Source organism: Luteimonas sp. 9C, from assembly GCF_902506295.1.
Classification (GTDB): domain Bacteria; phylum Pseudomonadota; class Gammaproteobacteria; order Xanthomonadales; family Xanthomonadaceae; genus Luteimonas.
This window is the reverse complement of record NZ_LR733312.1, coordinates 292,542-312,131: the sequence shown is the minus strand read 5'-3', so window position 1 is coordinate 312,131 and position 19,590 is coordinate 292,542. Positions and strand designations below refer to the sequence as shown.

19 protein-coding genes and 1 tRNA gene are annotated in these 19,590 nt (G+C 68.9%); 10 read left to right on the top strand and 10 right to left on the bottom strand.

Features of this window, described 5'->3' with window-relative positions:
- Positions 1–49 precede the first annotated feature (49 nt).
- Positions 50–607, bottom strand: a complete 558-nt coding sequence (locus CURTO8I2_RS01385) for a DUF3228 family protein (protein WP_159678044.1) — start codon at positions 605–607, stop codon at positions 50–52.
- A 100-nt stretch (positions 608–707) separates the two neighbouring features.
- Positions 708–2,411, bottom strand: coding sequence for a malate dehydrogenase (quinone) (gene mqo, locus CURTO8I2_RS01380; RefSeq protein WP_159678042.1), 1,704 nt, complete (start codon positions 2,409–2,411; stop codon positions 708–710).
- 210 nt (positions 2,412–2,621) lie between these two features.
- Here mqo and metF point away from each other — a divergent pair, with 210 nt between their 5' ends.
- Positions 2,622–3,446, top strand: a complete 825-nt coding sequence (metF, locus tag CURTO8I2_RS01375; RefSeq protein WP_159678041.1) for a methylenetetrahydrofolate reductase [NAD(P)H] — start codon at positions 2,622–2,624, stop codon at positions 3,444–3,446.
- A gap of 52 nt (positions 3,447–3,498) precedes the next feature.
- Positions 3,499–4,080 (top strand): hypothetical protein, encoded by a 582-nt coding sequence (locus CURTO8I2_RS01370; RefSeq protein WP_159678039.1) that lies wholly within the window; start codon positions 3,499–3,501, stop codon positions 4,078–4,080.
- Between the two features lie 36 nt (positions 4,081–4,116).
- On the opposite strand, the gene CURTO8I2_RS01365 is transcribed toward CURTO8I2_RS01370, so the two are convergent.
- The 5 genes from CURTO8I2_RS01365 to CURTO8I2_RS01345 form a co-directional block, all read right to left on the bottom strand.
- Entirely contained in the window at positions 4,117–5,484 is a 1,368-nt protein-coding gene (locus CURTO8I2_RS01365; RefSeq protein WP_159678038.1) for a HAMP domain-containing sensor histidine kinase, read from the bottom strand.
- Positions 5,471–6,154, bottom strand: coding sequence for a response regulator transcription factor (locus CURTO8I2_RS01360; protein WP_159678036.1), 684 nt, complete (start codon positions 6,152–6,154; stop codon positions 5,471–5,473). The genes CURTO8I2_RS01365 and CURTO8I2_RS01360 overlap by 14 nt, the downstream gene beginning before the upstream one ends.
- 343 nt (positions 6,155–6,497) lie before the next feature.
- On the bottom strand, positions 6,498–7,421 hold the full coding sequence (rimK, locus tag CURTO8I2_RS01355) for a 30S ribosomal protein S6--L-glutamate ligase (protein WP_159678035.1): 924 nt from the start codon (positions 7,419–7,421) through the stop codon (positions 6,498–6,500).
- Positions 7,422–7,521: 100 nt separating this feature from the next.
- Positions 7,522–7,595: transfer RNA gene (locus CURTO8I2_RS01350), tRNA-Gly, on the bottom strand.
- Positions 7,596–7,674: 79 nt separating this feature from the next.
- Positions 7,675–9,525: an autotransporter domain-containing protein gene (locus tag CURTO8I2_RS01345; protein WP_159678033.1), complete on the bottom strand. Its 1,851-nt coding sequence runs from the start codon at positions 9,523–9,525 to the stop codon at positions 7,675–7,677.
- A 162-nt stretch (positions 9,526–9,687) separates the two neighbouring features.
- Here CURTO8I2_RS01345 and thiS point away from each other — a divergent pair, with 162 nt between their 5' ends.
- From thiS to CURTO8I2_RS01325, 4 genes are all read left to right on the top strand, one after another.
- Positions 9,688–9,888 (top strand): sulfur carrier protein ThiS, encoded by a 201-nt coding sequence (gene thiS, locus CURTO8I2_RS01340; protein ID WP_159678031.1) that lies wholly within the window; start codon positions 9,688–9,690, stop codon positions 9,886–9,888.
- Positions 9,889–9,978: 90 nt separating this feature from the next.
- Positions 9,979–10,776 carry a thiazole synthase gene (locus CURTO8I2_RS01335; protein WP_159678029.1) on the top strand — a complete coding sequence of 266 codons (798 nt, stop codon included), beginning with the start codon at positions 9,979–9,981 and terminating at the stop codon, positions 10,774–10,776.
- 10 nt (positions 10,777–10,786) lie between these two features.
- Entirely contained in the window at positions 10,787–11,542 is a 756-nt protein-coding gene (gene trmB, locus CURTO8I2_RS01330) for a tRNA (guanosine(46)-N7)-methyltransferase TrmB (protein WP_159678027.1), read from the top strand.
- 129 nt (positions 11,543–11,671) lie between these two features.
- Positions 11,672–13,516: an SLC13 family permease gene (locus CURTO8I2_RS01325; protein ID WP_159678025.1), complete on the top strand. Its 1,845-nt coding sequence runs from the start codon at positions 11,672–11,674 to the stop codon at positions 13,514–13,516.
- Positions 13,517–13,574: 58 nt separating this feature from the next.
- On the opposite strand, the gene CURTO8I2_RS01320 is transcribed toward CURTO8I2_RS01325, so the two are convergent.
- Entirely contained in the window at positions 13,575–13,928 is a 354-nt protein-coding gene (locus tag CURTO8I2_RS01320) for a Rieske (2Fe-2S) protein (protein ID WP_159678023.1), read from the bottom strand.
- Between the two features lie 78 nt (positions 13,929–14,006).
- On the opposite strand from CURTO8I2_RS01320, the gene CURTO8I2_RS01315 reads away from it, so the two are divergent.
- From CURTO8I2_RS01315 to CURTO8I2_RS01300, 4 genes are all read left to right on the top strand, one after another.
- Positions 14,007–14,300 (top strand): hypothetical protein, encoded by a 294-nt coding sequence (locus tag CURTO8I2_RS01315; protein WP_236550963.1) that lies wholly within the window; start codon positions 14,007–14,009, stop codon positions 14,298–14,300.
- 70 nt (positions 14,301–14,370) lie between these two features.
- Positions 14,371–15,096, top strand: coding sequence for a fumarylacetoacetate hydrolase family protein (locus CURTO8I2_RS01310; protein WP_159678021.1), 726 nt, complete (start codon positions 14,371–14,373; stop codon positions 15,094–15,096).
- A 41-nt stretch (positions 15,097–15,137) separates the two neighbouring features.
- Entirely contained in the window at positions 15,138–15,566 is a 429-nt protein-coding gene (mscL, locus tag CURTO8I2_RS01305; protein ID WP_159678019.1) for a large-conductance mechanosensitive channel protein MscL, read from the top strand.
- 95 nt (positions 15,567–15,661) lie between these two features.
- Positions 15,662–17,101 carry a M28 family peptidase gene (locus CURTO8I2_RS01300; RefSeq protein WP_159678017.1) on the top strand — a complete coding sequence of 480 codons (1,440 nt, stop codon included), beginning with the start codon at positions 15,662–15,664 and terminating at the stop codon, positions 17,099–17,101.
- Positions 17,102–17,177: 76 nt separating this feature from the next.
- Here the strand turns inward: CURTO8I2_RS01300 and CURTO8I2_RS01295 are convergent, their stop codons facing one another.
- Both CURTO8I2_RS01295 and CURTO8I2_RS01290 read right to left on the bottom strand, forming a co-directional pair.
- Complete coding sequence (locus CURTO8I2_RS01295) at positions 17,178–18,089, bottom strand: TrmH family RNA methyltransferase (RefSeq protein WP_159678015.1); 912 nt, start codon at positions 18,087–18,089, stop codon at positions 17,178–17,180.
- Position 18,090: 1 nt separating this feature from the next.
- Positions 18,091–19,524, bottom strand: coding sequence for an alanine/glycine:cation symporter family protein (locus CURTO8I2_RS01290; RefSeq protein WP_159678013.1), 1,434 nt, complete (start codon positions 19,522–19,524; stop codon positions 18,091–18,093).
- Positions 19,525–19,590 lie beyond the last annotated feature (66 nt).

Genomic DNA, 19,590 nt, shown 5'->3' with positions numbered 1-19,590 from the left:
GAGACCGCTCCCGCCACGGCGCGGGCGCGTCGCGCGCCAGACGCAGGTCTCAAGACCGCCAGTTCGCGTTCCGCTCCCAGAACTCGACGCTGCGACGGTAGGCCTCACGGTCGAGCGGCACGCCCGAGCCGCCCTCGTCCACGCCCAGCGCGTTGCGCAGCATCGTGATCGGGGCCATCGGAATCTCGTCGGGCTCGGCGGTGTAGATGCAGCCGACGATGCCCCAGTCGGCGTCGATCGGCGACCCTTCTTTGGCGAGCTGTTCTGCGCTGTAGAGGATTACCACCAGATACTCGGCGCGCGGCGCCTCCACGCCTTCGAACCAGCGCACCAGCACCGGCAGTTCGGCACTGCTGCGCGATTCGTAACCCGAACGCAGCAGATGGCGGTTGGCATCGGTGATCGGCACCGTCAGGCAGCGCGTCGAGGTCCAGTTGCGATGCACGTGCAGCTTGCAGAACGGTGCGTAGCCATCGAGCACCGCATGCGGCGTCTCGCGGTTGAGATGCGCCTCGAACTGCGCGGGCGTGATGTCCTGGATGGTGTTGCCGCGCGGTGTGCGCGGGAACAGACGCGGGCGGGCGAACGGCGTGAGGACGATGGACATCGGGCGGTCGTCTGCGGGGGCGCGACAGAGTAACGCGCCGGCATCGCGCCAGAAAAAAAGCGGACCTCCCGGCCCGCCTTTCCAAGCAACCGGATTCCTATCACAGCGCCTGCATGCGCCGGTCGAGCGCGGCCTCGTCCGGGCCTTCGTCCGGGCCGTGCAGTTCGTCGTTCATGGCCGGCGGCTGGCCGTCGCCGATCGCCCCGCCCGGCACCTCGTGATACGGCAGCTGCAGCACGCGGCTGGTCATGCCGCGGATGCGGTTGGTCATCGCGACATCGGTGTTGAGCGTCCGTCCGAACGACGGGACGATCTGCTCGATACGCGCGCGCCAGGGGCCGTCCATCTGCACCGGATACGCCTTGCGCATCACGTCGAGCATGATCTTCGGGGACGTCGACGCACCGGGGGAGGCGCCCAGCAGCGCGGCGATGCTGCCGTCGGCATCGGTGACGATCTCGGTGCCGAACTGCAGGATCGCGCCCTTCTCCGGATCGCGTTTGATGATCTGCACGCGCTGGCCCGCCGTCACCAGGCGCCAGTCGGCAGGCTGCGCATCCGGGTAGTACTTCTGCAGTTCGGCCATGCGATCGGCGTCGGACAGGCGCGCCTGGCTGATGAGATAACCGACCAGATCACGATTCTCCGCACCGACGCGCATCATGCCGGCGACGTTGTGGTTGTTGACCGACGAGAACAGGTCGAACCATGAGCCGTGCTTGAGGAAGCGCGTGCTCTGCAATGCGAACGGGCCGAACAGCAGTACCGGCTTGCCGTCGAGCTTGCGCGCATCGAGATGCGGCACGGACATCGGTGGCGAGCCCGACTCGGCCTTGCCGTACGCCTTGACCATGTGGCGCGCGGCGACGGCCGGGTTGTCGGCGGCCAGGAACTGGCCCCCGACCGGAAAGCCGCCGTAGTTCGCGGCTTCGGGAATACCCGAGTGCTGCAACATGGTCAGCGCGGCGCCGCCGGCACCAACGAACACGAACTTCGCGCGGATCGACCGCGTGGTGTCGCTGGCGAGATCGTGCACGGCAACCGTCCAGGTGCCGTCGTCCTCGCGCTGCAGCTTGCGCACTTCGTGCCGCAGATGCAGGCCGAAGTTCGGGCTGCGCTCCAGCGCCTGGGTCAGCTGACGGGTGATCACGCCGAAGTTGACGTCGGTGCCGAGCGGCATCCACGTGGCCGCGATCTTCTGCGCCGGATCGCGCCCCTGCATCATCAGCGGCGCCCAGGCGGCGATCTGCTTCGGGTCTTCCGAGTACTGCATGCCGTTGAACAGCGGCTCCTTCGACAGGGCGGCGTGCCGGCGGCGCAGATAGTCGATGTTCGCATCGCCCCAGACGAAACTCATGTGCGGGGTGGCGTTGATGAAGTCGGTCGGCGCGCCGAGACGGCCGGCTTCGACCTGGTGCGACCAGAACTGGCGCGAGATCTCGAACTGCTCGGCGATGTCGACCGCGCGCGCGGTCTCGATGCTGCCGTCCTCGCGCTCGGGCGTGTAGTTGAGCTCTGCGAAGCCGGAGTGGCCGGTACCGGCGTTGTTCCAGCCGTCCGAGCTCTCCAGCGCCACGCCGTCGAGGCGTTCGTACATCTCGATGCGCCAGTCGGGCTCGAGTTCCTGCAGATAGGTGGCCAGCGTGACGCTCATGACACCGGCGCCGATCAGCACCACGTCGACCGGCTCGGCATTGTCCGGCTCGGGCGGCGCGCGTTCGAACAGCGGCCAGTAGAGGAATACGCCGGCGACGAGCGCCAGCAGCACGACGAGGCCGACGAGGGCCTTGAGGAATGTCTTCATGACGGGATCCTTGGGGGAGGACGCCGGTCGGCGGCAGCGGAACCGTCGAGAGGCACGACCCGGGGTGGCCGGGCGAGCGGGTCATTATAGGCCCGGGGCCGGCAACGCCCCGCGGAAAAGCGTGTTCCAGCCAGACGCACACCCGCATCTCTTCGAATGTATCGCGATCAAGCGATATAGTGGCCGTGTCCCCATCGTCGCAGGTCGCGCATGCTTCCGCTCAGCTTCGAGTTCTATCCGCCCAAGACCGATGACCAGCGCAGCCAGCTGGATCGCACCGCGAGGAAGCTCGCCGCGCATGCGCCGGAATACGTGTCGTGCACGTTCGGCGCCGGCGGGTCGACGCTGAGCCACACGCCCGAGACCGTGCGCCGGCTCACGCAGCACCACGGTCTCGACGCCGCGCCGCACCTGTCCTGCGTGGGCGGCAGTCGTGCGGAGATCCGCGAGTTGCTCACCCTCTACCGCGCGATCGGCTGCACCCGCATCGTCGCGCTGCGCGGCGATCTCCCTTCGGGCATGGGCCGGCCCGGCGACCTGCGCTACGGCGCCGACCTGGTGGCCTTCATACGCAGCGAGTTCGGCGACACCTTCCGCATCGAGGTCGGCTGCTATCCCGAAATCCACCCGCAGGCCGACGACGCGCGCACGGACCTGCGTCACTTCAAGGCCAAGGTGGAGGCCGGCGCGGACGCGGCGATCACCCAGTACTTCTACAACGCCGACGCCTATTTCCATTTCGTCGACAGCGCGCGCCGCGTGGGTATCGAGATCCCGATCATCCCGGGCGTCATGCCGATCTCGAACTTCAGCCAGCTGCGGCGCTTCTCCGAAGCCTGCGGCGCCGAGATCCCGCGCTGGATGCAGCGACAGATGACCGCGCATGGCGACGATGCCGACGCGATCCGCGAACTGGCCGCCGACGTGGTCACCGGCTTGTGCGAGCGCCTGATCGCAGGCGGCGCCCCCGCCCTGCACTTCTACACGCTCAACCTGTCGAAGCCGACCCAGGCCGTGCTCGCCCGGCTGTCCTGACGGAGCGGCCCCGACACTGTCGCCCGCCACGGCCAGCCGCTAGGCTGCGCCGATGCCCCGACGCCCCGCACCCGCCCTGCTGCTGATCGCCTCGACGGTCGTGGCCGCATGCATGCCGGCGGACGGCGTGGCCCAGGTCAGGCGCTGCACCGCGCCCGACGGCGGCACGATCTATACCGATCGCGCCTGCTCGGCCGTCGGCGCGACCGCCAGCGCGCCGCGGCAGCCTGCGGGGCACACGCCCCTGCCTCGGATCAGTTGCCAGCGCCAGCTGCGCGGGCTGATCCAGGAGCTGAGTTTCGCGATCGGCCAGCGCGACACCAACCGCTTGGCCGGCCTCTACCACTGGCAGGGCCTGAGCCAGCGCGGGGGCTACCAGATTCTCGAGCGGCTCGACGCGATCGCGCAGCGTCCGCTGGTCAACATCACCGCGCAACGGCCTGCGCAGACGGTCGTCGCGCAGGAACGGACCGGCTTTTCGGGATGGGTCAGCGCGCGCGACATTCCCACCGCGCAGCCCGAACGCCCCCCCAGTTCATTGCGGCTCGACCAGACCGGTGCGAGCGGCGGCGGCACCGTCACGACCGTGTTCGGCCTGCGCCGGCATCTCGGGTGCTGGTGGGTGAGCCTGTAGCACCCGCGGCGCGACGCGCGTCTCGGGCAGCCGGCGTCAGTCCGACTGCATCGACGGCCGCTCCGGCCGGAACGACAGCGTCGCGACGACGCCGCGCACTGCGCCCGGCACCACGCGGACCTGCCAGCCGTACAGCGCACACAGCCGACGCACGATCGACAGGCCGATGCCGCCGCCCTGCGAATGCTCGGCATGGGTACCGCGATAGCCGCGCTCGAACAGCCGCGCCGCATCTTCCGCGCTCAGGCCGGGGCCGGAATCGGCGACCTCGACCGTGTGCTCGCCCAGACGCACCACCACCTCGCCTTCCAGCGTGTACTTGATCGCGTTGCCGACGAGGTTGCCCAGCGCGACGGTGACCGCGGCTTCGGGCGCATCGACGACGAGCGCTTGCGCGGCGGGCTCCAGCCGCAACGTCAGCGGCTTGCCGAGCAGCTGACCGCGATGCGCGTCGAACAGCTGTTCGACCACGCGCCCGACGTCGGTCGCACCGTGTCCGCGCTCGTTGCGCGAGAGCAGCAGCAATGCACTGATCAGGTCCGTGCACTGCTGCTCGGCGCGCTGGATGCGCTCCAGCCGCGTGCGCGTCTTGGTGTCCAGCTCAGGGCGTGACAGCAGCAGCTCCACCGCACCTTTGATCACCGCCAGTGGCGTGCGCAGTTCATGGCTGACGTCGGCGTTGAACTCGCGGTCCCGCTGCACGACCTCGGTCAGGCGGAACGCATAATCGTCGAGCGCGCTGGCCAGCTGCCCGACTTCGTCGTCGGGAAAATGCGGCGCCAGGGCCTCGGGCGTCGAGGTGTCACCCGAGCTGCGCAGGCGGTTTGCCAGTGCCGAGACCGGACTCATCACCCGCGACGCGGACCACCAGCCGATCAGCAGCGACAGCAGCGAAACCAGTACCACGGATCCGAAGATCGCACGCTGGAACTGCGTGGAGCCACGCATCGTCTCGGTCATGTCGTAGGCGAGGAAGAACCACTCGTCGGGCGTCTTGCGCACCGCGAGCTTGTACATGAAGGGCGTCCCGTCCTCGTCGACACCACTGAGGTTGTGGATGCCGTCGCCCAGCTCGTACCAGTCGGGCTGGTCGCGACGCAGCTCCTCGAACCGGTCGCGGCGGATCACGCGCCCCTGGATCTGCTGTACGGGCGCGGCGGGATTGCGGGTCGGGTCGACGTAGTAGCGGCGTGCGTACTCGTCGATGTTGCGGTTCATCAGGTCTTCGACCAGCGTGTTCTCCACGCGGTCACGCGCCTCCTGGGTCAGGAACGCGAACAGCGTCGTGAGCCCGAGACCGAGCAGCACGAACGACAGGATGATGCGACTGCGCAGACGCCGCCGGTAACGACGGCGCCCGCGCGTCCGGGCCGGCCGGCCCTGGATGGCCTCAGGTGGCCGCATCGGGAACCGCGATGCGGTAGCCGATGCCGTGACGGGTCTGGATGTACGGCGTGTCGAACGGCTTGTCGATCACCGCACGCAGGCCATGGATGTGCACGCGCAGCGAATCCGAATCCGGTAGCTCCTCGCCCCAGACGCGGGTTTCCAGTTCCTGCCGCGTGACCACCGCCGGCGAGGCTTCCATCAGCGACTGCAGGATCTTCAGCGCGGTGGGATTGAGCTGCAGCAGCTTGCCGCCGCGGCGCACTTCCAGCGTGTCGAGGTTGTATTCGACGTCACCGACGTCGAGCACCCGGGTGTGCGTGCCCTTGCCGCGGCGCGAGAGCGCGTTGAGGCGCACCTCCACTTCCTGCAGCGCGAAGGGCTTGACCAGATAGTCGTCGGCCCCCGAGTCGAATCCAGCCAGCTTGTTGTCCAGACTGTCGCGCGCGGTGAGCATCAGCACCGGCGTCTGCTTGCGCGCGTCGTTGCGCAGCTTGCGGCAGACCTCCAGGCCGTCCATGCCCGGCAGGTTGAGATCGAGCACGATCGCGTCGAAGTCGTGGACCACCGCCAGATGCAGGCCGGTGACGCCGTCGGCCGCGAAATCGACGGTGTGACCGCGGTCTTCGAGGTAGTCGCCGAGGTTGGCGGCGATGTCCTGGTTGTCTTCGATGACGAGGATGTGCATGGAGTGTCCTTGGCGTCGCGCCCGGCGGGGCGCGCAAACGGTGAATACGGTATCGCGCCGGATGATGGCACAGGGTGGCGATGCTTCCACGTCGACCGTCGTCGTCGCGCATAGAGCGTCGCCCGGCGCGCCGACGGACGCGCGTCCGTCCATGATCCGCAGGGCACGGCGACCGGCGGGCGCTCACAAAAAGACCCGGACGGAAACCGCCCGGGTCGAAGGAGTGTTGCCCCGATTGCCGTCATCCGCTGCGGCCCCGGTATACCGGGACGGAGAGAGAGCGCGAGCGCATTCCGGATGTGCAGATTAAGGTCCGCACCGTCGAAAACCGGAAAAAAAACGTTCAAGTTCCGTTCGGAACCGCCCGGCGCGTCCGCCGCGGCGGCGGTCTGGTGGCGACGTGGGCCGCCAGGTGTTCGATGATGCCGCCCGCGATGTCGTCGCCGGTGGCCTCTTCGATGCCTTCCAGGCCGGGCGAGGCGTTGACCTCCAGCACCAGCGGACCCCGCGCGGAGCGGATCAGATCGACCCCCGCGATTCCCAGACCGATGACCCGGGCGGCGTGCACCGCCGCAGCGCGTTCCTCCACCGTCGTCTCGACCGGACTCGCGGTGCCGCCGCGGTGGAGGTTGGAGCGGAAATCGCCCGGCGGCGCCTGGCGCTGCATGGCGCCGATGACCCGGTCGCCGACGACGAAACAGCGCAGGTCCGCGCCCTGCGCCTCGGCGATGAATTCCTGCATGACGAAGCTCGCGTACAGACCCCGCAGCGCCTCGACGACGCCACGCGAGGCCGACGGTTTCTCGGTCAGCATCACGCCCGCGCCCTGGCTGCCCTCGTTGAGCTTGATCACGTGCGGCGGCGGGCCGAGCATCGCCAGCAGATCATCGGTGTCGTCGGGGTTGTCGCCGAAGACCGTCACCGGCAACCCGAGCCCTTCGGCGGCGAGCAGCTGCTGGCACAGCAGCTTGTCGCGCGCGCGCGCGAACCCGGCCGACGGGTTGGGCGCGAACGTGCCCATCAGTTCGAACTGGCGCAGCACCGCGTTGCCGTAACGCGTGACCGAGGCCGCGAAACGCGGAATCACCGCGTCGTAGCCGACCACCGGCTTGCCCTTGTAACGCATCGAGAAACCGTCGCTGCTGATGCGCATGTAACAGCGCAGCGGATCGAGCACGCGCACGGTATGGCCGCGCATGCGCGCGGCCTCGACCAGGCGTCGGGTCGAGTAGAGCCTGGTGTTGCGGGAGAGGATCGCGAGCTTCATCGAATCACCGGACGGACGCACACCGCGGGAACGCGGACCACCAACGAAAACGGCGACACCAGTTCGCTGGAGTCGCCGCACGGATGTCACGAAACCCTGTTGGAGCGGGTGAAGGGAATCGAACCCTCGTCAGTTGCTTGGGAAGCAACAGCTCTACCATTGAGCTACACCCGCGCGAGGTGCGCAGTCTATGCCGGCCCTGCGCGCATTGGCAACGACGCCGCCCTGGCGCCGCTGCCCTCGGACGCAGGCTTCAGAAGCCTGCGCCGATCGTGGCGAACGCGGTCGTGTGGCTGCCGCCCTTCTGGCCGACCGTCAGGCTGGCGCCGACGTTGGCATCGAGACCGAACAGCGTCGTCTGCGTGCCCAGCGTGGCGGTGCCGTAGCTGGTGTCGTACCCGCGCGCCGGCACTGCGTAGGGCAGCGTCGAGGGTAGCGACTGCGACTGCGCGAAGGCTTCGCTCGGCGCATCCTCGAATTCGCGGTCGATGGTGAGGCGTGCATAGGGACGGAAGGTGTCGCTGGCGGCGTAGGCGAACTGCCAGCCGGCGCTGCCGATCAGCGAGTCGATGTCCTGCGACGGATACGCCAGCGAGCTCGACACGGTTGGATCGCTCTCGGCGAAGCCGTCCACCTCGATGCGCTGCGCGACCAGCGACAGCACGGGACCGTGCTGCAGTGGGCCTGCGCCGAAGTTCCAGCCGGCGCCGATCGCCGCGGTCAGGTTGTTGCCGTCGGCTTGGCCGGTATGCACGCGGGTCACCGGGCCGATCTGCACCGTGCGATCGGTGTCGAAGTCGAGCCACGAGTAGCTGACCTGGCCGTTGACCCAGGCGCCACTGTCCGCGCGCCAGCCGACGAAACCACCGACGGTCGTTTCGGTCTGGTCCCAGTTGCCGCGGCGCAGACCCCAGTCGTTCCCCTGCTTGCCGTAGCCGACGAAGCCGCCGAAGGTCGTGTCGCCCGAAGTCCAGTCCAGCCCGACGGTCAATGCCGGACCCACGCCGTCGTAGGCGTCGCCGTTGTCGTAGCGCTGCATGTCGGCGCGCACGTCGGCCCACCAGCTGCGGCCCTCGCTGCGGGCCGGCGCCAGGCTCAGGCGGTTGTTGATGCGATCGGCGCGTGCGCGCCCGGTCACGGTCGCCGACTGCGGCAGCACCGCGATCTGCTGCGGGCCGTCGATCATCGCGATGGCGAGGTCGGCGATCAGCTCGTGCGCCCGGCTGGCCGGGTGCACGCCGTCGGCGAACAGATAGGTGTCGGCCGCCGACGGGGTGACCAGCGAATTCGGGTTGCAGAACACCGAGGAATCGCCGATGCCGGGCTGCGCGCGGCACGCGGCCGAGGTCACGTTGGTGAAGCCGTAGAGCGCGGGATCGGCGGACACTTCCTGCAGGAAGTGGAAGGTATCGACCGGGATCACGCGCAGGCCCTGGCTGGCCAGGCCACCGTAGAGCGCGGTGTTGTAGGTGTTGGCGAGCGCGGTGCCGGTCGCCATGCCGACGGCGCCGCCGGCGCGGGACTGCGGGGTCAGGCCGATGTCGGGAATCGACGGCACCAGTACGTACCGGGCGCCCGCGCCCTGCAGCGTGCCGACGAGGCCGACCTGCGCGGTCACCGCCGAGCCGATGATCTGCTGCGCCTGGGCCGGGTTGGCCGCGACCGCGAACAGGTCGTTGGCGCCGCCCCAGACGGTGTAGAGCGCGTTGGCATCGGCACGCCCGCCGTTCGCCGCCAGATAGGTGCTGACCTGCGACGCGAGCGACGGCGCCACGCCCAGTGCGGTCGGATTGGGCACGGCCACGCGAGCACCACCTGCCGCATAGTTGTCACCGACCTGGCCGTTGCCGTTCGCGCTGGCGTTGGTGCCGTAGCGGTTGGCCACATGCTCGGCCCAGACCAGACCCGGGTTCGTGGTGAAGCGGCCCAGGATGGCGCCCGACGGACCGACGGCACCGACGATGACCGGGCGGAAATACCCCGAGTCGGTGAGGCTGTCGCCGAAGAACACCGTGCGCGAGAACGGCTCGGCAGCGAACGCGGGAAGAGTGGCGGCCGCGGCGAGCGCGACAGCAAGGGCGGCACGGATGGGCCTGGACGACATCGGGGGGTTCTCCTGGAAATTGACGTTGGCCGGCGCGTTTCCGCCGGTCCATCCGGCAGCGCATGGCGCCGAATCGCGGGATCATCCCACGCCGTTTCCGATGCCGGCACGCCGCAGTGCGGCACGCGTGCGCGGAACGCACGGAGCGGCGACAATTCCGTGATGGACATCCGACTCAACGGCGAGGACCTCGCCATCGACCCCGGCAGCACCATCGCCGCCCTGCTGATGCAACAAGGCCTGGCCGACCGCCGCGTCGCGGTCGAGATCAACGGCGAGATCGTGCCACGTGGCCGGCATGCCGAACACGTGATCCAGGACGGCGACCGGATCGAGATCGTGCACGCGCTGGGTGGCGGCTGAGCATCCGCAGGGCGTCGCCGCCGGGTTGCCCTCGCGGCAGGCGGCTCGCCCATGCCCACACGCCGCAGCCGCATCGGCGATAATCCCACGATGACCACTGCATCCCCCGCTGATGCCGGCCTGATCATCGCCGGCAAGACCTACACCTCCCGCCTGCTGACCGGCACCGGCAAGTTCAAGGATCTCGATGAGACCCGCCAGGCCACCGAGGCCGCCGGCGCGCAGATCGTCACCGTCGCGATCCGCCGCACCAACATCGGCCAGAACCCGGGCGAGCCCAACCTGCTGGACGTGCTGCCGCCGGACCGCTTCACGATCCTGCCCAACACCGCCGGCTGCTACACCGCCGAAGATGCGGTGCGCACCTGCCGCCTGGCGCGCGAACTGCTCGACGGCCACAACCTGACCAAGCTCGAGGTGCTGGGCGACCAGCGCACGCTCTTCCCCGATGTCGTGCAGACGCTCAAGGCCGCCGAACAGCTGGTCAAGGACGGTTTCGACGTCATGGTCTACACCTCCGACGATCCGATCCTGGCCAAGCGCCTGGAAGAGATCGGCTGCGCCGCGGTGATGCCGCTGGCCGCGCCGATCGGCTCGGGCCTGGGCATCCAGAACAAGTACAACCTGATCGAGATCATCGAGAACGCCAAAGTGCCGATCATCGTCGACGCCGGCGTGGGCACTGCTTCCGACGCCGCGATCGCGATGGAGCTGGGCTGCGACGGCGTGCTGATGAACACCGCGATCGCCGGCGCGCGCAGCCCGGTGCTGATGGCCAGCGCGATGCGCAAGGCGGTCGAGGCCGGGCGCGAGGCGTTCCTCGCCGGTCGCATTCCGCGCAAGCGGTTCGCCAGCGCGTCCTCGCCGGTCGATGGTCTGCTGGGCTGATCGACGCGCGATGACCAACCCGTTCTCCAGCGAAGGTGCCAAGGCCCCGCCCAAGCCGTTCACGGCGACCGAGGGTCGTCGCGAGGTCCGCAGCTTCGTGCTGCGCCAGGGCCGGTTCACGCCGGCCCAGCAGCGCGCCTTCGATGACGCCTGGCCGAAGTTCGGACTGGACTACCAGGGCACGCCGCGCGATTTCGATGCCGTCTTCGGTCGCAGCGCGCCGCGCATCGTCGAGATCGGTTTCGGCAACGGCGCAGCCCTGCGGCACTCGGTGCAGCTGGATCCCGCGCGCGACCACATCGGCCTCGAGGTACACGCGCCGGGCGTGGGCCGCGTGCTCAATGCGCTGGATGAGGACGGCAACACCAATGTCCGCGTGTATCACCACGACGCCGTCGAGGTGCTGGCGCACGAGATCGCCGACGGCGCGCTCGACGAGATCCGCATCTATTTCCCGGACCCCTGGCACAAGAAGCGCCACAACAAGCGCCGCCTGGTGAAACCGGAATTCGCCGCGCTGCTGGTGCGCAAGCTGTCCCCGGAAGGTCGCCTGCATCTGGCGACCGACTGGGCCGATTACGCCGAGCAGATGTGGGACGTGCTCGACGCGACGCCGGACCTGCGCAATCGCGCCGGTCCGCGTGGCCACGTGCCGCGCCCGCCGTGGCGGCCGCAGACCCATTTCGAGACCCGGGGACAAAAACTCGGGCACGGCGTCTGGGATCTGCTCTACGACCGCGTCGCCGAAGACGTCGCCGGGCGCTAGGGCGATGACACGGGCCCCAGGACGCCGGGTTCGACATCCGCTGCACGCGGCGTGGCGCAGGCTGTTGCCGATGGCCCGCGCCCGATCCGCCCACCGCGTCACCGACTGCCAGGACGGCCTGCGACGCTGATGGATACCGCGCTCGCCCTCACCACCGACATGAAGATCGTCCTGGCCCTGGTGGGCCTGACGATGGTGCTGTTCGTGTTCCAGCGCGTACGCGCCGACCTCGTGGCCCTGGTGGTGCTGGTGATGCTGGGCCTGACCGGCCTGGTCGCGCCGGAGGACGTCTTCAACGGTTTCTCGTCGAACGCGACGATCAGCGTCATCGCCACGATGATCCTGGGCATGGGTCTCGACCGTACCGGCGCATTGAATCGCCTGGCGGGCTGGCTGCTGCGGCGGGCCAAGGGTCAGGAAAACCGGCTGCTGATGCTGACCGCCGGTATCGCCGGCCTCAATTCCTCGGTGATGCAGAACCCGTCGGTGATGGCGCTGTACATGCCCGTGGCCGCACGCCTGGCCTCGCGCACCGGCCTGCGTCTGGCCCAGATGCTGCTGCCGATCTGCGTGGCCATCATCATGGGCGGCACGCTGACCATGGTCGGCTCGTCGCCGCTGATCCTGCTCAACGACCTGCTGACCGCGGCCAACGCCAACCTGCCCTCGGGCTCGGCGACGCTCGAATCGCTGAACATGTTCGCGCCGTTGCCGATCGGCCTGACGCTGCTCGTCTCCGCCCTCGCCTACTTCCATTTCCGCGGCAATCGGCAGCTCGACGATCAGGGCGAAGGCGACGGCAATGTCACGCCGGCGCGCACGCAGAGCTATTTCGCCAGCGCCTACGGCATCGACGGCGAGGTCTACGAGCTGGTGGTCACCGCGGAGAGTCCGCTGGTCGGCATGACTTTCGGCGAGGCCGAGGCGATCCACGATGCGCCGGTCCTGCTCGCGCTGAAGTCGGAAAACGATTCGCGACTGGCCCCGCCGGCGGATGCGCGCATCTGGGTGGGCAGCGTCATCGGCGCGATGGGCCGCCGCCAGCAGGTCGCCGACTTCGCGCAGAACCAGTTCCTGCGCCTGAGCACGCGCCTGCGCAACTTCGGCGACCTGTTCAACCCCAGCCGCGCGGGCATCGCCGAGGCGGTGGTGCCGCCGACCTCGAAATTCATCGGCAAGTCCGCGTCCGAACTGAGCCTGCGCAAGAAGTACGGCGTGCGGCTGCTGGCAATCAACCGCGACAAGCAGGTGATCCGCGAGGACGTGCGTTCGATGACCCTGCGCGCCGGCGACATGCTGGTGCTGCACAGCATCTGGCAGGACTTGGCCAAGACGGCGAAATCGCTCGACTTCATCATCGTCACCGATTATCCGAAGGGCGAACAGCGACCGCACAAGTTCAAGATCGCGATGGCGATCTTCGCGGTGACGATGCTGATCGCCCTGTCGTCGCGGGTGCCGACCTCGGTCGCGCTGATGGCCGGCGTCGCCGGCATGCTGGTGTTCGGCGTGCTGAAGATGGACGAGGCCTACAGCGCCATCAACTGGAAGACCGTGTTCCTCATGGCCTGCCTGATTCCGCTGGGCTGGGCGATGGACTCCAGCGGCGCAGCGGCGTGGGTGGCCGGACACACGATCGAACGCCTGCCCAGCGGCCTGCCGATCTGGGTGCTGGAAATCGCGGTGGCGCTGTTGACCGCCGCGTTCTCGATGGTGATCAGCCACGTCGGCGCGACCATCGTCGTGGTGCCACTGGCGATCAATCTGGCGCTCGCGGTCGGCGGCAATCCCACGGCTTTCGCCCTGATCGTCGCGCTGTCGGCGTCGAACAACTTCATGACACAGTCGAACCCGGTCATGTCGATGATCATCGGACCCGCGGGCTACAAGGCGCGCGAGCTGTGGCGCATCGGCCTGCCGATCTCGCTGCTCTATACGGCCATCATCGTGCTGATGGTCAATCTGCTGTTCTGATCACGCCGCCCCGACAGCGCGCGGAGACGGGCGCGGCTTCAGGGCGCAACGCGGCGTGTCAGCCCAGCACGACGTGTCCGTCCTGCACGCGCACCGCCACTGCGCGCAGGGCCTCGCCACGGCACGGTCCGGCCACGCAGACACCATCGACCAGCGAAAAGCTGGCGCCGTGCGCCGCGCATACCAGCTCGCCGGTCTTCGCGCGCAGGAACTGTCCCGGCGCCCAGTCGAGTCGACGCCCGGCATGCGGGCAGATGTTCAACCAGGCCTGTACGCGTGCGCCGTCGCGGAACAGGACCAGCGATTCGGCGTCGCCGTCCAGGACCGCCTCCACCTCGGCGAATCCGCCATCGGTGATGGCATCGAATGCCAGCAGCGGGGCGTGTCCCTCACGTGGATTTAACGAAGGCATTACAACTCCAATCGGCCCCGGACCGATACTGGTCACCGGCCACAGAGGCCGCATTGTGTCACGACGTTGACGGAACCCATGTCCAAGCCTTTCTTCCGCGATCTCCATGCCCGCTTCGACGCCTCCGGCGTGCGTGCGATGTTCGCACCCCGCAAACCGCGTCATCCGCTGCTGCGCATCGCGCTCGGTGTGGTGGGCGTGGCGATGCTCGCGGTACTGCTCGTCGCCGGTGTCTTCATCGGCGCGGCAATGATCCTGTTCGGCATCGCACGCCGTCTGCTCGTCCGCAGCCCGACGCCGCGCCGCGACAGTCGCATCGTCGATGCCGAGTACCGGGTGGTCCGCAACCGCGACCACGCCGCACTGCGCTGATCCCGGGCGCGACCGTCGCGTCGCGCCGCTCTCCGATTTCGATGGCGCAGCCCGGCGCCGAGGACCCGCGATGACCGATTCCGCGCGCGATGTCGTGCCTGCTTCCGAGCCCGTACGCCTGCCGGTGCGTGGGGGCGGCCGCTTTCCCGTGCGCCGGGTCTATTGCGTCGGTCGCAACTTTGCCGACCACGCGAAGGAAATGGGCGCGGACGCGCCCGCGTCGAAAGCCGATCGCGGTACGCCGGTGTTCTTCGCCAAGCCGGCCGATGCCGTCGTCACCGCTGCGACGGTGCCCTACCCCAGCGCCACCCGCGATCTGCACCACGAGGTGGAGCTGGTCGTGGCGCTCGGCGCGGACGCGCCGGCCGGTGTACTCGCGGTCGAAGCTGCACAGGCGCTGGTGTTCGGCTACACCGTCGGCCTCGATCTCACGCGTCGCGACCTGCAGGCGGCGGCCAAGGCCAAGGGCCTGCCGTGGGACATCGCCAAGGGCTTCGACGCCTCGGCGCCGGTCGGCGAACTCGTGCCGGCCGCCGGGATCGGTGCGCTGGCGTCGCGCACGCTCAGCCTCGAGGTCAATGGCGAGCGCCGCCAGAGCTCGACGCTCGACCAGCTGATCTGGGACGTGCCCGAGATCCTCCACGAGCTGTCCAGACTGTTCGCGCTGCGCGCGGGCGATCTCGTCTTCATGGGCACGCCGGCCGGCGTCGCCGCCCTGCAGCCCGGCGACCGGTGCGTCGCCCGGCTCGACGATGTGATCGAACTGCATCTGCGAATCACGCCGCCGTCGGTATAGTCGTCCGCACCTGGTTCCCCAACACAGTGCAGGAGTGATGCATGGGCATTCTGTCCGAATTCAAGGAATTCGCGGTCCGCGGCAACGTCATCGACCTCGCCGTCGGTGTGGTCATCGGTGCCTCGTTCGGCAAGATCGTCACCGCGCTGGTCGACCAGATCATCATGCCGCCGATCGGAATGCTGATCGGCAACGTCGACTTCACCGAACTCGCGATCACGCTGCGCGCCGCCACGCTCGACGCTGCGACGGGTGAGGAAATTCCGGCCGTCACGATCGGCTACGGCATCTTCATCAACACGCTCATCCAGTTCGTCATCGTGGCGTTCGCGATCTTCCTGGCCGTCAAGTTCATCAACCGCCTCAAGCGCAAGCAGGCCGAAGCACCGGAACCGGCCAAGCCGGCCGAGCCGAGCGAGGAAGTGAAGCTGCTGCGCGAGATCCGCGATTCGCTGCGCACGCAGCCCTGACGCCGCCACACGTCCGCCTGCGTCAACCGACGGGCCGCGCGCGCCACTGCCGCGGCCTTTCTCTTGTGTCCATGTCCCTCGTTGGAGTCGTCCACATGCGCGTTCCGTCCCTCAGGCCCCTGGCCATCGTCCTGCTGTCGACCGCGCTGTTGGCCGCATCCCCCGCCTTCGCACAGTCGCGCGAGGCTGCGCCCCTTGCGCCGGCCGCACTCGAACAGGCCGCGCAGTTGCGCGAGCGCGCCGCGCAGGATGGCACCGCGTATGCGCTGATCGAATCGCTGACCACCGACATCGGCCCGCGCCTGCCGGGCAGCGAGGCCGATGCCCGCGCCGTCGCCTGGGCCAAGGCGCGCTTCGAAGCGCTGGGCTACGACAAGGTCTGGACCGAGCCGGTGACGTTTCCGAAGTGGGAGCGTCGCAGCGAACATGCGTCGGTGGTCGGCGCGCACGCGCAGCCGCTGGTGATCACAGCGCTGGGCGGCAGCCCGGCCGGCGACGTCACCGCCGAGCTGGTGCGTTTCGACAGCATCGCCGCGCTGGAAGCCGCCGATCCCGCAACGTTGCGCGGCAAGCTCGCGTTCGTCGACGTGCCGATGGCGCGTTCGCGCGATGGCAGCGGCTACGGCGCGGCAGGCCCGGTGCGCGGGCGCGGCCCGTCGATCGCGGCTCGCAAGGGCGCCGCGGGGTATCTGATGCGCTCGATCGGCACCAGCCCGCATCGCGTGGCCAACACCGGCATCACGCGGTTCGACGCCGATGTCACGCCGATTCCGTCGGCTGCGCTGTCGTTGCCCGATGCCGACCAGCTCGCGCGCCTGCTCGGCCGTGGCCCGGTGCAGGTGCATCTGGCGCTGGATGTGGGCTGGAACGGCGAGTACACCTCGCAGAACGTCATCGGCGAAGTCACGGGACGCGAAGCGCCCGACGAGATCGTGCTGATCGCCGGGCATCTGGATTCATGGGATCTGGGCACCGGCGCGGTCGACGACGCGTCCGGCGTCGGCATCACGATGGCCGCCGGGCACCTGATCGCGCAGCTGCCCCAGCGGCCGCGCCGCACGGTGCGCGTGGTCGCATTCGCGAACGAGGAACAGGGTCTACTCGGTGCGCGCGCCTATGCCGAGGCACACGGCGGCGCGGACATCATCGCGCGACACATCGTCGGCGCTGAGAGCGACTTCGGCGCCGGGCGCATCTACGGCTTCAACACCAGCGCCCCGGCCGGACAGCGCGCAACCAGCGACGCGATTGCCGAAGTCCTGCGTCCGCTCGGCATCGACTATCTGCAGGACAAGGGCGGCCCCGGCCCCGACATCTCCCCGCTGGCCGCCAAGGGCGGCGCCTGGGGCTGGCTGGGCCAGGACGGTACCGACTATTTCGACCTGCACCACAACGCCGACGATACCCTCGACAAGGTCGATCCCGATGCGGTCGCGCAGAACACCGCCGCCTACGCGGTCTTCGCATGGCTGGCGGCGGAATCGACGGAAAGCTTCGGCAGCGCGCCGAAGACCGAAGCGACCCCCGAACATTGACGCCCGATCCTCGCATCGCGTCTGCGCGCGATGCGAGGCGCGCGGCGCGTCCCGTCGCGCACCCGCACGCCTGCCTTCAGGCGTGGCGGTGCTGCATCCACTGCGCCAGCAACACCGCGGTTGCCGAGGCGACATTGAGGCTCTCGACCTTGCCGCTGCCCGGAATGCCGAGACGCAGGTCGCAGGCCTCGGCGAGGTCGGCATCCATGCCTTCGCCTTCGGAGCCGATGACGAAGACGACGCGCTCGGGCAACGGGCGTGCGAACAGGCTCTCCCCGCCCCGCACCACGGTCGCCGCGAGCGAGAAGCCGACGCTGCGCAGCTGGGCGATTGCGTTGTCGTCGCGGCCCAGGCGCACGAACGGCACGGATTCCGCGCCGCCTTCCGCGACGCGCGCAGCGGCGCCGGACAGCGCCAGCGGCGAGGTCTTCGGCAGCAGGATCGCGCCGGCGCCGAAGTGCGCGGCCGAACGCAGGATCGCGCCCAGGTTGTGCGGATTGCCCACGCCATCGAGCCACAGCGCGCAGACCGGGCCGGCCGGCAGCGCCTGCAGCCATGCGCCGAGCGATTGCGGCGCCTCGCGCAGCACGTCGGCGACCACGCCCTCGTGGTGCGAACTGGCGGCGAGCTTGCGCAGATCGTCCTCGGCCACCACGCGATAACCGACGCGGTTGCCCGCGCACCACTTCAACAGGGGCTGCAGCTGCGGAATGCGGGCCTCGAGCAGATAGAGCTTGCGGATCGCCTCGGGCCGGCGCGCGAATACCGCGTCGATCGCATTGCGCCCGTAGAGGCGCATCTCGCGCCGGTCTTCGGTGTCGACGCCATCCGCATCGGGCGCGTCGACCTGCGCGCGCGGCGCGGGCGGGCGCGGCGGCGCAGGCGTCGCAGGGCGCGAGCGCGCACCCCACGGGCTGTCGCGACCGGGGGCGGGCGCCGGGGTGCGTGGGGTGTCCCGGCTGCCGCCGGACCAGGGGGATTTGGTCATGTCAGGAGTCCTTGCGCCAGAGGTCGGCATTGCGGATGCCGAGCCGGTCCGGATCGAATGTGGGGTCGAGGCCCTGCGTCTGCTGGGCTTCGTAGTCGCGCAGCGCGAGCAGCGCCGGCTTCTGCAGGATCAGGATCGCGACGATGTTGAGCCAGGCCATCAGGCCTACGCCGATGTCGCCGAGCGTCCAGGCCATTTCCGCGGTGCGCATGCAGCCGAAGGTCACCGCGGCGAGAATCGCGATGCGCAATGCGAACACCATCCACGGCCGGTGCATGCGCCGGTTGAGGTAGGCGATATTGGTTTCGGCCATGTAGTAGTAGGCGATGATCGTCGTGAAGGCGAAGAAGAACAGCGCCAGCGCGACGAACCCGGCGCCGTAGCCGGGCAGCACCGATTCCACCGCCGCCTGGGCATAGCCCGGGCCGACCGCGATGCCGGGCAGCGCCTCGAAGAGCATGCCGCCCGCCGGTGCGATGACGTTGTACATGCCGGTCGAGAGGATCATGAAAGCGGTCGCCGAACACACCAGCAAGGTGTCGACGTAGACCGAGAACGCCTGCACCAGACCCTGCTTGGCCGGATGCGACACTTCCGCCGCCGCCGCGTGGTGCGGCCCGGTGCCCTGCCCCGCTTCATTGGAATAGATACCGCGCTTGACGCCCCACTCGATCGCCAGGCCCAGCACGGCGCCCATGCCGGCTTCCAGTCCGAAGGCGCTGCGCAAGATCAGCCCGAACATCTCCGGCACCGCCGAGATATTGAGGAACATGATCACCAGCGCGACCAGGATGTACGCCAGCGCCATGAACGGCACGACGATCTCGGCGAAGCGCGCAATGCGCTTGACGCCGCCGAAGATGATGAAGCCCAGTCCGACCACGACGATGGCGGCGGTCACGGCGGGCGCGATGCCCCACGCGTTCTGCGCGGCGGCGGCGATGCCGTTGGCCTGCACGCCCGGCAGCAGGAAGCCGGCGGCGATGATGGTCACGATCGCGAACAGCCAGGCGTACCAGCGCTGGCCCATCGCTTTTTCGATGTAGTACGCGGGACCGCCGCGGTACCGCCCGCTTTCGTCCTTTTCCTTGTAGATCTGCGCCAGCGTCGATTCGATATAGGCCGTCGACGCGCCGAGGAAAGCCACGACCCACATCCAGAACACCGCGCCCGGACCGCCGAAGGCGATCGCCGTGGCGACGCCGGCGATGTTGCCGATGCCCACGCGTCCCGACAGCGACATCGCCAGCGCCTGGAACGACGACACGCCGGCTTCCGATTTGCCGCCTGCGAGCATCAGCCGCACCATCTCGCCGAGCTGGCGGACCTGCACGAATCGCGTGCGCACCGAGAAATACAGGCCCGCGCCCAGACACAGCCAGATCAGCGGCGGACTCCAGATCACGCTGTTGAGTGTGTTGACGATCGTTTCCATGCGGCGCTCCCCGGGTTGAAGGCGAACCCGCGCAGCAGCGGGACCGTTCGATTCTCCATCAATCGC

What these genes read in the sequence shown, in the direction of transcription:
- CURTO8I2_RS01345 (WP_159678033.1), bottom strand. Translation starts at nt 9,525, where the DNA reads ATGTCGTCCAGGCCCATCCGTGCCGCCCTTGCTGTCGCGCTCGCCGCG.
- thiS (WP_159678031.1), top strand. Translation starts at nt 9,688, where the DNA reads ATGGACATCCGACTCAACGGCGAGGACCTCGCCATCGACCCCGGCAGC.
- CURTO8I2_RS01385 (WP_159678044.1), bottom strand. Translation starts at nt 607, where the DNA reads ATGTCCATCGTCCTCACGCCGTTCGCCCGCCCGCGTCTGTTCCCGCGC.
- CURTO8I2_RS01325 (WP_159678025.1), top strand. Translation starts at nt 11,672, where the DNA reads ATGGATACCGCGCTCGCCCTCACCACCGACATGAAGATCGTCCTGGCC.
- mscL (WP_159678019.1), top strand. Translation starts at nt 15,138, where the DNA reads ATGGGCATTCTGTCCGAATTCAAGGAATTCGCGGTCCGCGGCAACGTC.
- CURTO8I2_RS01320 (WP_159678023.1), bottom strand. Translation starts at nt 13,928, where the DNA reads ATGCCTTCGTTAAATCCACGTGAGGGACACGCCCCGCTGCTGGCATTC.
- CURTO8I2_RS01315 (WP_236550963.1), top strand. Translation starts at nt 14,007, where the DNA reads ATGTCCAAGCCTTTCTTCCGCGATCTCCATGCCCGCTTCGACGCCTCC.
- CURTO8I2_RS01290 (WP_159678013.1), bottom strand. Translation starts at nt 19,524, where the DNA reads ATGGAAACGATCGTCAACACACTCAACAGCGTGATCTGGAGTCCGCCG.
- CURTO8I2_RS01300 (WP_159678017.1), top strand. Translation starts at nt 15,662, where the DNA reads ATGCGCGTTCCGTCCCTCAGGCCCCTGGCCATCGTCCTGCTGTCGACC.
- CURTO8I2_RS01370 (WP_159678039.1), top strand. Translation starts at nt 3,499, where the DNA reads ATGCCCCGACGCCCCGCACCCGCCCTGCTGCTGATCGCCTCGACGGTC.
- CURTO8I2_RS01360 (WP_159678036.1), bottom strand. Translation starts at nt 6,154, where the DNA reads ATGCACATCCTCGTCATCGAAGACAACCAGGACATCGCCGCCAACCTC.
- mqo (WP_159678042.1), bottom strand. Translation starts at nt 2,411, where the DNA reads ATGAAGACATTCCTCAAGGCCCTCGTCGGCCTCGTCGTGCTGCTGGCG.
- CURTO8I2_RS01295 (WP_159678015.1), bottom strand. Translation starts at nt 18,089, where the DNA reads ATGACCAAATCCCCCTGGTCCGGCGGCAGCCGGGACACCCCACGCACC.
- rimK (WP_159678035.1), bottom strand. Translation starts at nt 7,421, where the DNA reads ATGAAGCTCGCGATCCTCTCCCGCAACACCAGGCTCTACTCGACCCGA.
- CURTO8I2_RS01310 (WP_159678021.1), top strand. Translation starts at nt 14,371, where the DNA reads ATGACCGATTCCGCGCGCGATGTCGTGCCTGCTTCCGAGCCCGTACGC.
- trmB (WP_159678027.1), top strand. Translation starts at nt 10,787, where the DNA reads ATGACCAACCCGTTCTCCAGCGAAGGTGCCAAGGCCCCGCCCAAGCCG.
- metF (WP_159678041.1), top strand. Translation starts at nt 2,622, where the DNA reads ATGCTTCCGCTCAGCTTCGAGTTCTATCCGCCCAAGACCGATGACCAG.
- CURTO8I2_RS01365 (WP_159678038.1), bottom strand. Translation starts at nt 5,484, where the DNA reads ATGCGGCCACCTGAGGCCATCCAGGGCCGGCCGGCCCGGACGCGCGGG.
- CURTO8I2_RS01335 (WP_159678029.1), top strand. Translation starts at nt 9,979, where the DNA reads ATGACCACTGCATCCCCCGCTGATGCCGGCCTGATCATCGCCGGCAAG.